This window comes from Halomonas sp. DP5N14-9 (assembly GCF_019802175.1).
GTDB classification, from domain to species: domain Bacteria; phylum Pseudomonadota; class Gammaproteobacteria; order Pseudomonadales; family Halomonadaceae; genus Halomonas; species Halomonas litopenaei.
In genome coordinates this window covers 153,160-165,864 of sequence record NZ_JAHVHR010000002.1, presented here as the reverse complement: position 1 = coordinate 165,864, position 12,705 = coordinate 153,160, and the positions used below count along the sequence as shown (strand labels likewise).

Here is a 12,705-nt window from a genome sequence, read left to right as displayed (position 1 = left end):
TGATAAACCCTGTCAGTTGGGCTCCGGCCCCATGATGGTATGGAACAGTTCTTCGCTCGGCAGGCCTTGGCTCATCTCGAGCTTGCCATCGTTGCGATAGACGATGCCCGGGGTCGCCACCATGCCGAAGCTGCGAAACAGTTCGTGGTTGCTCTGCAGGCGCTGCTCCAGGTCTCTGGGCAGTTGGCGCATGGGCTCAATCGGATCGCCGCTCTCATGGGCGCGGAGGGCGGCCTGAGGGTCATCGGCGGCCAGCATCGTGACCGCCTGGCGCGGACTCTCGGGGTCGAGGATACCGACCATCACGTGGCGTAGCTGGACCTGGCCGCTTTCGACGAAGGGCCGGCTCTGCTGCCACAGGCGGGTGCAGTAGGGGCAGTTGGGATCGGTGAACACATAGACGATGCGCTCGGCGTCGGGATAGCCGTCGGCGATCCAGGCGCTGTCCTCAAGGCTCTGCCAGGTGGTCTCGTCCTGGGGGCCGCGCACCAGGCGCTCCAGCGGCGCCTCCGACAGATTGTTGGCGTCGGCGTCGATCAGATTGCCGACGATGGCGTGCTCGCCATCCTCGGTGACGAAGATGGTCATCGGCTGTCCGCGATGGCTGGCGGCGAAGCCGCTGAGCCCACCCGGCGCGTCGAATTCACCGTGCACCTCAAGACCTTCCTCCTCCAGCGCCTCGATGGGGGCGGGGTGGTCCTCGGCCTCGACGCTGGACAGTGGCATCAGGCCGAAGGCCACCGCCGCCAGGGTCATGAAGGAACGCTGATGGCGGGGCAGGTCGGGGAGGCGGGGCAGTCGGGGGCGGCGGGGCATGTCGTTACTCTCCGGCATCTTGTAGGACGAATCCCGCGACAAGCGAGAATCACTCGCACTAGGACAGCAGCAAACGCCATCGGTTCGACCGCTGACGTCGCCGGGCAGTGAAAGCGCCAGGGCCGCGCTGTTGTGTGATACACCGAGCGCGCGGTGGCTTATCTGTCGGTGCGCACCAGCCACAGTGAACGATAGGGGGCCAGGGTGTCGACGGGCCGCCAGGCGCCCCCTTCCAGCAGGTCCTGCCAGCCGGACTGGTCGAGGCCGTCCAGTACCAGTGGCTGAGGCCGATCGGTGACGTTGTGAATGGCCAACAGTCGACGGCCATCGTCCAAGGGGCCGCGCTGGATCGCCAGTAGCTCCGGTGGTGTGGGGATGACCGTCTGGGCCGCATCGGGGTGGAAGCAGGGTTCCCTGCGACGGATCTCGAGACGGCGGGTGAGGGCGAAGAACACCTCGCGGGTCGGCGTGTGACGGCTGTCCAGCAGAGGTTCCAGCTCCTGGCGGTCCCAGCGCTTGCGATTGATCGAACGCAGGCGCCCGCTGCGTTCGACCCCGTCGTGGTCGTTCTGGGTGGCGGTCAGGCAGTGCAGGTAGACGCCGGGGATACCCTTCAGCACCAGCATCAGGTGCTGACTCAACAGGAAGCGCTCGACCTGCCACGGGTCGGGGCCACGCCGGGTGCCGCTCATGGCATCGAACCAGGTGATATTGAGCTCGTAGGGGCTGTCGCTGCCGTCGGCCTGCCGGCGCATGCTGACGAAGCCACCGAAGCGCTGCATCAAGGCGACCAGGGCGTTGATCTCGTGGCCTTCCAGCCAGCCTTCCAGCGGGCGCACGCCAATACCATCGTGGCTGGCGGTGAAGTTCAGATAGCTGCAGCCGGCGGGGAGCTCGGGCAGGCTGTCGAGCCAGCGCGCCAGGGTGCCGGCCTCGCCACTGGTCAAGGTGTGCAGCAACAGAGGTGGCAGCGGGAACTGGTAGACCAGGTGGGCCTCGTCGGGCGGCGTGTCCTGTCGCTCCAGGCCGAAGTAGCTGATGTTCTCGGCGTGGGGCACATTGGTCTCGGTGATGATCAGGGTGCCGGGGGCGACGTGGTCGACCACCGCCCGCAACAGCCGCACCACCGCGTGGGTCTCGGGAAGGTGGATACAGCGGGTGCCGGGGCGTTTCCACAGGAAGGCGACGGCGTCCAGCCGGACGATGCGGGCGCCCTGCTGCAGGTAGAACAGCAGGATGCCGACGAATTCGATCAACACGTCGGGGTTGGCGAAGTTGAGGTCGATCTGGTCCTCGGAGAAGGTCGCCCACAGGTGGCGAACGCCACGGCGGGTGCTGACGGGGACCAGCAGCGGTGAGCTGCGCGGACGCACCACCTCGCTGAGATCGGTATCGGGGTCCATCTCGATGAAGTAGTCGCGCCCGGGCAGGTTGCCGCCGAGATAGTCGGCGAACCACAGCGATTCCCGCGAGACATGGTTGAGCACCAGGTCCACCATCAGATCATGGTGACTGGCCAGGCGCCGGATATCGCGCCAGTCGCCCAGTTTCGGGTCGACCTCGCGATAGTGGATCACCGAGAAGCCGTCGTCGCTGCTCCAGGGGAAGAAGGGCAGCACATGGACACCGCTGAAGACAGTCTTCAGGCGCTTGCTCAGGAACTCATCGAGTACCGCCAGGGGGGGCTTGTCGGCATCCAGCAGCGAGTCGCCATAGACGATCAGCCACTGGTCCTGCTCGCTCCACAGCGTCTGGCGTGCACCATGACGGTGCCTCAACCCGGCCCCCTGCGCTTCGATCAGGCGCAGCAGACGGCGCAGGACCTCTTCGCTGCGTGCACCATAGAGAGGCGCGAGCAGCTCTGCGGCACGCTGGCGAAAGTCGTCGGGTTCCAGGGGGGAGAGGTGGCTTGCCATGGTGTCCTCCGCAGGCGTGGGGGCGCCTTGCCCCGTGAGCGCTCGCCATTTCATTGACGGCTAGAAAGAAAGTATCAAGCACAGGGCGTGCCAACTCAGCTGAAATCGCGGATGACCTGGGCCATTGCGCTGGGCGGGGCAGGCCTCAGCCGTTACACTATGGCGACATATTTTTCCTGCCGGACTGTCCGCTATGCATTGCCCCTTCTGTGGCGCCCAAGAGACCCGAGTGACTGACTCCCGGCTGGTCGCCGAAGGTGATCAGGTGCGCCGACGGCGGCAGTGTGCTGGCTGCGGTGAGCGCTTCACCACCTACGAGACCGCTGAACTTATCATGCCACGGATCATCAAGGCCGATGGCTCGCGGGAGGTGTTCGACGAGATCAAGCTGCGGGCCGGCATGCTGCGGGCGCTGGAAAAACGCCCGGTCAGCGCCGAGTCGATCGAGGCGGCGGTGGAACGTATCCGCCAGAACCTGCGCGCACGGGGCGAGCGCGAGGTCCAGGCGCGGGTGGTCGGTGAAGAGGTGATGAATGCCTTGAAGCGCCTCGATCAGGTGGCCTATATCCGCTTTGCCTCAGTCTATCGAAGGTTTCAGGATATCGACGAATTTCGTGCCGAGATCGACCGCCTGGCCCAGGAGCCGAGTTTCTCGCCCGACACCGGGGAGAGCACATGAATCCGACGGACATCACGGCAGGCCAGGATGAAGCCTGGATGGCCAGGGCATTGAAGCTGGCCGAACGCGGTCGCTACACCACCATGCCCAATCCGAGGGTCGGCTGCGTACTGGTCAAGCACGGCAAGCATCTGGCCGACGGCTACCATCAGCGCGCCGGGGAGCCCCACGCCGAGGTCCATGCACTCGAGGCTGCCGGTGAGCACGCCCGAGGCGCGACCGCTTACGTGACGCTGGAACCCTGCTCCCACCAGGGGCGCACAGGGCCTTGCTGCGATGCCTTGATCAGGGCCGGTGTCGCCAGGGTAGTGGTAGCCATGCAGGATCCCAACCCTCAGGTGGCGGGGCGGGGTATCGCACGCCTGCGTGACGCCGGGGTCGAGGTAAGGCTGGGTTGCCTCGAGGCGGACGCCCAGGTATTGAACGCCGGCTTCGTGTCGCGCATGACCCGGGGGCGTCCACGGGTCAGCCTCAAGCTCGCCATGAGCCTCGACGGCCGTACCGCCATGGCCTCCGGCGAGTCCCAGTGGATCACCGGTGCCGAGGCTCGGCGTGACGTCCAGCGGCTGCGGGCTCAGAGCTGCGCCATCCTCACCGGGGTGGATTCGATCATCTTCGACAACTCGCGGCTGACGGTGCGTGCCGATCAGCTCGGGCTCGATGACGCCGAAGTCATCGCCCGACGCCAGCCGCTTAGGGTCGTGGTGGACTCGCGCCTGCGCATGCCGCTGGCCGCGGCCTGCCTGAGCGAGCCAGGGGAGACGCTGGTGGTCTGCGTCGAGGGCAGCGAATCCCCTCGCAGAGACGCGCTGATGCGCTCCGGCGCGCGGGTGCTGGAGATGCCTGCAGGCGACGACGGCCGCGTCGATCTTGGCGCGCTGCTCAAGTGGCTCGGTGACGAGGGCGGCTGCAACGAGCTTTTGGTGGAGACCGGCGCGACCCTGGCAGGTGCCTTGATGGATGCCTGTCTGGTGGACGAGTTGCGTCTTTACATGGCGCCGACCCTGCTCGGCTCCAACGCGCGCGGGCTGATGGCGTTGTCGGGTATCGAACGCATGGCCGAGCAACGGCCTCTGGAAATTCTCGATATCCGCGCCCTCGGCAAGGACTGGCGTATTCTGGCGCGCCCGGCGCTGGCCGCCTGCGCCGAGCACTGACCCGACGAAAGTCGCCGGGGGATCGCAGTAGCGGGGCTTCATATAAGCGGCGCCCGATGCCTTGTCTGGTCTTTGTCTATCCCAGGCGCCCGACGCCGCGCCGCTATCTCAGGCGCCCGACGCCGCGCCACTATCTCAGGCGCCCGACGCCGCGCCACTATGACTGGCGCCCGACGCCGCGCCACGGTACCCTGACGCGGTTTCTGGCCGCCGTCGCGAGTGGCCATTTTAGATCCAGGGAGCATACATGTCGCAGTCTTCCAGCGGGGGCCTGGCCCCTATTGCCGAACTCGTCGAGGATATCCGCCAGGGCCGCATGGTGATCCTGATGGACGACGAGGATCGGGAAAACGAAGGTGACATCATCATGGCCGCCGAGAAGGTCGAGGCCTGGCACATCAACTTCATGGCGGTTCACGCCCGTGGTCTGATCTGCATGCCGATGACCCGGGAGCGCTGCGAACAGCTCAAGCTGCCGCTGATGGTGCAGGACAATGGCTCCGGTTTCGGTACCAAGTTCACCCTGTCCATCGAGGCCGCCGAAGGGGTCAGCACCGGCATCTCCGCTGCTGACCGCGCACGCACGGTGCAGGCCGCCAGCGCGCGCAATGCCAAGGCAGAAGACATCGTCCAGCCCGGCCATATCTTTCCGCTGATGGCCGAGCCCGGCGGCGTGCTCAGGCGCGCCGGCCACACCGAGGCGGCCTGCGATCTGGCCGCCCTGGCCGGTTGTGATCCCAGCGGTGTGATCTGTGAGATCATGAACGACGATGGCAGCATGGCCCGACGTCCTGAGCTCGAGCGCTTCGCCGAGACCCACGGGATCAAGATGGGCACCATCGCCGACCTGATCCACTACCGGATCCACAACGAGCAGACGGTAGAAGAGGTCGAGCGACTGCCGGTGACCACCGCCTACGGTGAGCTGACCGCCCACGTCTTTCTCGACCGCACCCACAAGGTGCACCACCTGGCGCTGGTGAAGGGCTCGCCGAGTCCGGACAGCGTGACCACGGTGCGGGTGCATCTGGCCAACGAGATGCGTGACCTGATGTGCCTGGTCAAGGGCGAGGACGCCTCCTGGCGCGCCCACCAGGCGCTGGAAGAGGTGGCGCGGGCCGAGCAGGGTGTCTTCGTGCTGCTCGATGACATGCGTCCGCATCAGGACCTCAACGATATGCTGCAGGTGTTCCTGGAGCGCCGCCGCACCGCTCGCGGCAGCGAGTCCGACGGCGCCGGCAACTACCTGACCATCGGCACCGGCTCCCAGATCCTGCGCGAGCTCGGTGTCGGCAGGATGCGTCTGCTGAGCTCACCGTGGAAGTTCTCCGCGCTGTCGGGTTTTGATCTCGAGGTGGTGGACATCGTCTCGCCAGGTGATATCAGCGGTTGATTCACGCCGGGCGAGGCAGTAATGCTGGCGTCCGGTGTTTCGGTTTTTACCAGGGGACAGGCCCTGTGACAGGGTCACCCCGACTACCGGCCCCAGGCCGGTACATTCAGGAAGATTCAAGATGCAACCTATTTCCCAAGTCGAAGGCAGCTTCGTCGACGTCCAGGGCCGCTACGTGATCGTCGTGGGCCGCTTCAATCACCATGTGGTAGATAGCCTGGTCGAGGGCGCGGTGGACAGCCTGGTGCGCCACGGGGTGGACATGGAGATGATCGACATCGTCCACGTCCCGGGTGCCTGGGAACTGCCGCTGGCGGTCAAGCGTGTGCTGGCGGTGGCGCGTCCCGACGCAGTGGTCGCCCTCGGCGCGGTCATTCGCGGCGGTACCCCGCACTTCGAGCACGTGGCCGGCGAGTGCAATTCCGCGCTGTCGCGGCTGCAGCTGGAGTTCGATACCCCGGTGGCCAACGGTGTGCTGACGGTCAACTCCATCGAGCAGGCCATCGAGCGGGCCGGCACCAAGGCCGGCAACAAGGGCGTCGAAGCCGCCATGGCCGCCATGGAGATGGTGTCGCTGCTGCGTCATTTTGGTGACGATGCCGAGGAGGCGTCCGCATGAGCCGCGAACAGCGTGCGCCCAGCAAGGCCCAGCAGTCTCGCCGTGCGGCTCGCGAGCTGGCGGTGCAGGGACTTTATCAGTGGCAGATGACCGACAAGTCCATCACTGCGGTCGAGGCCGAATTTCGCAGCCAGGTGCCCGATGACGACCTGGAGGTGCACGAGAACTGGCTCAAGGTCATGGAAATCGCCGATCTGGCGCTGTTCCATGAGCTGCTGCATAACGTCGCACGCTACCGCAAGGAGCTCGACGCCTCCATCTCGCCGCTGCTGGACCGCCGCCTCGAGGACATCGACCCGATCGAGCTGGCGATCCTGCGCCTTGGGGCCTACGAGCTGTCCAAGCGTCTGGAGGTCCCTTATCGGGCGGTGATCAACGAAGGGGTCGAGCTGGCCAAGTCCTTTGGCGCCACCGATGGCCACAAGTACATCAACAGCATTCTCGACAAGCTGGCCATCAAGCTCAGAAGCGCCGAGGTCAGTGCCCGTCGCCGCTGAAGGTCGCGCCTGATGTACGGAGAATTCGAACTCATCGAGCGCTGGTTGGCGCCCACGACGGGCGAGCCCGGCAAGGCCTCCGGCGTCTCGCTCGGGGTGGGTGACGACGCCTGCTTGATGCGCCCGTCGCCAGGGCACGAACTGGTTGTCAGCGTCGACACCTCGGTGGAAGGCCAGCATTTTCCCGAAGACGCACCGCCGCAGGCGCTGGGGCATCGCGCCCTGGCGGTGAGCCTGAGTGATCTGGCCGCCATGGGCGCGCAGCCGCGCTGGTGTCTGATGGCACTGACGTTGCCCGAGGTGGAAGAGCAGTGGGTGGCAAAGTTCGCCCAGGGCTTCCATGCTGTGTGCGACGAGGCGGACATGACCCTGGTCGGGGGCGACGTCACCCGGGGCCAGCGCGCCGTCAGCGTCACCGTGATGGGCGAGGTACCTGCGGGCGAGGCGCTGCGTCGCGACGGTGCCCGCGCCGGCGACGTGCTGGCGGTCACCGGTGCGCTGGGTGGCGGCGCCGGGGGACTGGCGGCCTGGTACGAGGGTCAGCGAGATCTCGAGTCACCGCTGCTTGCCCGCTACCTGTTGCCCCAGGCGCGCTGGCAGGCAGGTCTGGCGCTGCGGGGACTGGCCAGCGCGGCCATCGACGTCTCCGACGGCTTGCTTGCCGACCTTGGTCACCTGCTGAAAGCCAGCGGTGTCGGGGCGCGTCTTGACGCCGAAGCGCTGCCTCTGGCCGAAGGGCTCGTAGAGGCCCTCGGCACCGAGGCGGCCCGAGAGGCCGCCCTGACCGGCGGCGACGACTACGAGCTGGTCGTGGCGCTGCCGTCGGCGGCGTTCGATCGGGCCCGCCTGGCACTGGCAGAACTGGGGCTCGCCTTCGTTGCCATCGGCCAGGTCACCGCGTCGCCGGGGATACAAGGGGTGAATGCCTCTTCGCTGCCGGGGTGGCAACATTTCCACGGAGGGACATCGTGAACAAAGCACCGGCTAGCGTGTGGCGTCGACCGACCCATTTTCTTGCCTTCGGGCTGGGCAGCGGGGCGGCGCCCTTTGCCCCGGGGACCTTCGGGACCCTGGCGGCCATTCCCTTCTACTGGCTGTTGTCCGAGCTGACCCTGGGCTGGTACCTGGTGATGATCGCCATCACCTTCGTCTGGGGTGTCTGGCTGTGCGACAAGACGTCCCGGGACCTCGGCGTGCACGACCACTCCGGTATCGTCTGGGACGAGTTTGTCGGCTACTGGCTGACCATGGCGGCGGTGCCCTTTTCGTGGGAAGCGGCGCTGTGGGGCTTCGTTGTCTTTCGTGTATTCGACGTGATCAAGCCCTGGCCCATTCGCTGGGCCGATCGTCGCGTCGCCGGCGGCTTCGGCATCATGGTCGATGATGTCATGGCCGGCGTTTACTCCTGGTGCACCATGCACCTGTGGTTCTGGCTACACTGAACAGCGTATCGTCACGCCGACGGGGGCAGGGAGGCTCCTCTCGGCAGAGAGGGCAAGGAATGCGCAAGGAACGATGGATCGTACCGGTGGTGGTGGTGCTGGCGCTGGCCTGGGCGGTGGCCCAGTATCTCGCCAGTCTGCTGTTCGAGCGCGAACTGGAGAGGGCGCTTGCCGATCTCGAGGCGCGCGGTGACCTGCGAATCTCGCGCGACGACGTGGAGCAGGGCTGGCTGCGTTCCTCCGGCGTGTTGCATGTGGCTCCCCTGATCGGTCACGCCTGGCATCTTGCGATTCCCTATGAGGCACGCCACGGCGTACTCGATACCAGCGTCTTTGGCCGGCTCGACGTACACGTCGGCGACGCCGACCGGCGCCTGTTCGGTGATGCCATGCCGGCAAGCCCGCCCCGCTGGGAAGCTCACTACCGCACCCTGGGGGGCACCCTGCAGGGGGAGTTGCGGCTGGCACCATTTCTCATCAGTCAGTCTCCGTCCGGTGAAGCGCCTCGCTCGCTGCAATTCTCCGGTGGACGTATCGCCTTTGACGGAGTCTATGGCGACTGGCGCACCCAGGTGCTGCTGGAGGCGATCGAGTTGCGCGATGGAGACGCGGTGCTGGAAATCGGCCCGCTCCATCACGAAAGCCGTTACGCCTATACCCCCGGGGCCCTGCACTTCACCCAGCAGGACAAGCTGACCCTGGACGCCGTCAGTCTGCGTCACCCTCAGGTCAACCTGGATGGCACCGAACTGGTGCTCGAGGCCCGCACCCTGCTGGATGACAGCGAGCTGAGGCTGCAGAGCACCTTGACCATCGGTGAGGTGCGCTCCGGCGACGACATGCTGGTGGACGGCGAGGTCAGTCTGGAGCTGTCTCGCATCAACGCCGAGGCGCTGCGTTCGGTGGTGGCCCTGGCGCGTCACAAGACCGCGCTAGGCACCGTCTCGCTCGAGGACGCCGAGGCCTACTCGGCGATGGATCGCGCCCTGGCCCAGTTGCTCAAGGACTCTCCGCGTCTGGATCTGAAGGACGTGGATCTCGACAGCCCCATGCTGGGACTGAGTCTCAAGGGCGAGGGCGTGCTGGTGCTGGACCCCCGAGACCTTGCGTCGCTGAGCCTGCTGTCGCTGGATCGCCCCGAGATGCGCGAGCGCTTTCGCCAGCGCCTGGACGGAGACTTCGAATGGCGTGATCCGCCGGCCGTGGTCGCGCTGTGGCTGGGGTTGCCGCTGGATACCTCGATGCTGGGCATCGACGTGGTCAAGGGGCGACTGCGGATCAACGGACGTCCGGTACCACCGCTGCTGGGTGGTTGAGCGGACTCCGCTCACACCGTCAGAAGAGCCACCAGATTCCTGTCCCCTGAGTCCCTCCCGGCCGGGCCCGACAGCGTCCCCGATGGCGTCACTCTGCTGCTATCCTCCTGTCACGCCTTGAACTTGGTCGTGGTCGCCCGCATTGCTGATACCCAGACGGGCAAGACGCCCCCTACTTCAGGATGAGGACACCATGAGCGATGATCGCGATCCCCGGTCCGACGATCTGGACTGGATTCCCATGAGTGGCGACGCCGAAGACGGAACCGCGGACGGCCTGGCCGATGGCGAGCAGGTCCAGGGCCATGCGGTGATTCCTGCCAGCGCCTCGCTGCCGGAACGGCTTTACCTGTTGCCGATTCACAATCGTCCCTTCTTTCCCGCCCAGGTGCAGCCGCTGGTGATCAACCGCGAACGCTGGTCCGAGACCATCGAGCGGGTCGCCAATACGCCCCATGACACCGTCGGTCTCGCCTTCGTCGGAGAGGCCGGTGTCGAGGAGCTGTCCCACGAGGACTTTCCGACCATCGGCACCGCGGTCAAGGCCCACAAGCTGCAGGGCGAGGACAACCAGATCCAGTTCATCGCCCAGGGCGTGCGACGCTTCAAGATCGAGCGCTGGCTGTCGCGCACCCCGCCGTTTCTGGTCGAGGTGTCCTACCCTCGTGAGCCGGTGGACGCGGAGGAAGACGAGACCCGCGCCTACGCCATGGCGCTGATCAACGGCATCAAGGAACTGTTGCCGATCAATCCGCTGTACGGCGAGGAACTCAAGCACTACCTCAATCGCTTCAGTCCCCACGAGCCGGGCCCGTTGACCGACTTCGCCGCCGCCATCACCTCCGCCCAGGGGCAGGAGCTGCAGGACGTGCTCGCCACGCTGCCGGTGGTGCCGCGGATGCAGAAGGTGCTGCCGCTGCTGCGCAAGGAGATCGAGGTGGCGCAGCTGCAGAGCGAGATCAGCGAGCAGGTCAACGCCCAGATGCAGGAGCGTCAGCGCGAATTCTTCCTGCGCGAGCAGCTCAAGGTGATCCAGCGTGAGCTGGGCATCTCCAAGGACGACCGTGAAAACGACGTCGACACCTTCCGCGCGCGCCTCGAGGGCCGCGAGGTGCCCGAGCGGGTGCAGGAACGCATCGACGACGAGCTGGCCAAGCTGTCGGTGCTCGAGACCGGTTCGCCCGAATATGGCACCACCCGCAACTATCTGGACTGGCTGACGGCCATGCCCTGGGGCCAGCGCAGCCAGGACCAGCTGGACCTGGCCCACGCCAGACAGGTACTCGACCGCGACCATGACGGACTCACCGACGTCAAGGAGCGGATCGTCGAGTTCCTCGCCGAGGGCACCTTCAAGGGTGACGTGGGGGGCTCCATCGTGCTGCTGGTGGGACCACCAGGTGTCGGCAAGACCTCCATCGGTCGCTCCATCGCCGAGGCGCTCGGCCGTGAGTTCTATCGCTTCTCGGTGGGTGGCATGCGCGACGAGGCCGAGATCAAGGGCCACCGGCGCACCTACGTCGGCGCCATGCCCGGCAAGCTGGTCCAGGCGCTCAAGGAGGTCGAGGTCGAGAACCCGGTGATCATGCTCGACGAGATCGACAAGATGGGCCAGTCCTTCCAGGGTGATCCGGCCTCGGCCTTGCTCGAGGTGCTGGACCCGGAGCAGAACGTCGACTTCCTCGACCACTACCTGGACGTGCGTCTGGATCTGTCCAAGGTGCTGTTCGTGTGCACCGCCAATACCCTGGATTCCATCCCGCCGGCGTTGCTCGACCGTATGGAGCAGATTCGCCTGTCGGGCTATATCGCCGAAGAGAAGCAGGCCATCGCCAGGAACCACCTCTGGCCCAAGCTGCTCAAGCGCGACAATATCCCCAAAAAGCGTATCAATCTGACCGCCGCAGCCCTGCGCCAGGTGGTCGAGGGCTACGCCAGGGAGGCCGGTGTCAGGCAACTGGAGAAACAGCTGCACCGGATCGTGCGTAAGGCCGCCGTCAAGCTTCTGGAGAACGACCAGGCGACGGTCAAGGTCTCGCTCAAGAACCTCGAGGAGTTCCTCGGTGCCCCGCTGTTCCGCAAGGAAAAGGTGATGAAAGGGCAGGGCGTGGTCACCGGCCTGGCCTGGACCTCCATGGGCGGTGCCACCCTGTCCATCGAGGCCGGCAAGGTGCACGGGCTGGATCGCGGCTTCAAGCTCACCGGCCAATTGGGCGACGTGATGAAGGAGTCGGCTAACATCGCCTACAGCTATGTTCAGGGGCACCTGACCGAGTACGGCGCCGATGCCGGCTTCTTCGATGCCTCCTTTGTTCACCTGCACGTGCCGGAAGGCGCCACCCCCAAGGATGGCCCCTCGGCGGGGGTGACCATGACCACGGCGCTGCTGTCACTGGCGCGTCATCAGTCCATCGAGCGCAACCTGGCGATGACCGGGGAGCTGACGCTGACCGGACAGGTGCTGCCGGTGGGCGGGATCCGCGAGAAGGTCATCGCCGCGCGCCGCAGCGATATCTTCGAGGTGATCCTGCCCGAGGCCAATCGGCGCGACTATGACGAACTGCCGGAGTACCTCAAGGACGGCATGACCGTGCATTTCGCCAATCGGTACAAGGACGTCGCCAAGGTGGTGTTCGGCTAACGACGGCATGACGGTGCATTTCGCCGACCGCTCTCGTCGGCCACTGCAAGGACGTCGCCAAGGTGGTATTCGGCTAGCGGCAATATGACGGCGCATTTCGCCGACAGTGAGCCGGCAAGCCGTCCCGGATCGGGCCCGAGGCCGCATGACGCGGTTCTCGGGCCCGTGGCGTGATGGCCTGTGCAAGGCTAGTCAGTGCCGTCTGTGCGTGACAGAATCGACAGTCTGG

General features: G+C 66.0%; 11 protein-coding genes. 9 read left to right on the top strand and 2 right to left on the bottom strand.

Going from position 1 to position 12,705, the window contains the following annotated elements; all coding sequences use genetic code 11:
- Positions 1-12: 12 nt before the first annotated feature.
- Together dsbG and KUW00_RS02305 are read right to left on the bottom strand one after the other, a co-directional pair.
- Entirely contained in the window at positions 13-816 is an 804-nt protein-coding gene (dsbG, locus tag KUW00_RS02310; RefSeq protein ID WP_261391946.1) for a thiol:disulfide interchange protein DsbG, read from the bottom strand.
- A gap of 158 nt (positions 817-974) precedes the next feature.
- Positions 975-2,732: a sugar phosphorylase gene (locus KUW00_RS02305; protein ID WP_222568154.1), complete on the bottom strand. Its 1,758-nt coding sequence runs from the start codon at positions 2,730-2,732 to the stop codon at positions 975-977.
- Between the two features lie 193 nt (positions 2,733-2,925).
- On the opposite strand from KUW00_RS02305, the gene nrdR reads away from it, so the two are divergent.
- The 9 genes from nrdR to lon all read left to right on the top strand — a co-directional run bounded on the left by nrdR (position 2,926) and on the right by lon (position 12,476).
- Positions 2,926-3,411: a transcriptional regulator NrdR gene (nrdR, locus tag KUW00_RS02300; RefSeq protein ID WP_045993087.1), complete on the top strand. Its 486-nt coding sequence runs from the start codon at positions 2,926-2,928 to the stop codon at positions 3,409-3,411.
- Positions 3,408-4,568 (top strand): bifunctional diaminohydroxyphosphoribosylaminopyrimidine deaminase/5-amino-6-(5-phosphoribosylamino)uracil reductase RibD, encoded by a 1,161-nt coding sequence (gene ribD / locus KUW00_RS02295; RefSeq protein ID WP_222568153.1) that lies wholly within the window; start codon positions 3,408-3,410, stop codon positions 4,566-4,568. The genes nrdR and ribD overlap by 4 nt, the downstream gene beginning before the upstream one ends.
- Positions 4,569-4,815: 247 nt before the next feature.
- Positions 4,816-5,961 (top strand): bifunctional 3,4-dihydroxy-2-butanone-4-phosphate synthase/GTP cyclohydrolase II, encoded by a 1,146-nt coding sequence (ribBA, locus tag KUW00_RS02290; RefSeq protein WP_108131394.1) that lies wholly within the window; start codon positions 4,816-4,818, stop codon positions 5,959-5,961.
- 121 nt (positions 5,962-6,082) lie between these two features.
- Positions 6,083-6,580 carry a 6,7-dimethyl-8-ribityllumazine synthase gene (gene ribE / locus KUW00_RS02285; RefSeq protein WP_108448153.1) on the top strand — a complete coding sequence of 166 codons (498 nt, stop codon included), beginning with the start codon at positions 6,083-6,085 and terminating at the stop codon, positions 6,578-6,580.
- A complete protein-coding gene (gene nusB, locus KUW00_RS02280) occupies positions 6,577-7,077 on the top strand; it encodes a transcription antitermination factor NusB (protein WP_045993083.1) in 501 nt (166 codons plus the stop codon). Before ribE ends, nusB begins: the two co-directional genes overlap by 4 nt.
- 12 nt (positions 7,078-7,089) lie before the next feature.
- On the top strand, positions 7,090-8,049 hold the full coding sequence (gene thiL, locus KUW00_RS02275) for a thiamine-phosphate kinase (RefSeq protein WP_222568152.1): 960 nt from the start codon (positions 7,090-7,092) through the stop codon (positions 8,047-8,049).
- The gene (locus KUW00_RS02270; protein ID WP_045993081.1) at positions 8,046-8,519 is read left to right on the top strand and encodes a phosphatidylglycerophosphatase A; all 474 of its coding nucleotides are present in this window, start codon (positions 8,046-8,048) and stop codon (positions 8,517-8,519) included. The genes thiL and KUW00_RS02270 overlap by 4 nt, the downstream gene beginning before the upstream one ends.
- A 59-nt stretch (positions 8,520-8,578) precedes the next feature.
- A complete protein-coding gene (locus KUW00_RS02265; RefSeq protein ID WP_222568151.1) occupies positions 8,579-9,835 on the top strand; it encodes a DUF945 family protein in 1,257 nt (418 codons plus the stop codon).
- A 193-nt stretch (positions 9,836-10,028) separates the two neighbouring features.
- Positions 10,029-12,476: an endopeptidase La gene (lon, locus tag KUW00_RS02260; protein ID WP_108448155.1), complete on the top strand. Its 2,448-nt coding sequence runs from the start codon at positions 10,029-10,031 to the stop codon at positions 12,474-12,476.
- The last annotated feature ends 229 nt before the right edge of the window (positions 12,477-12,705 follow it).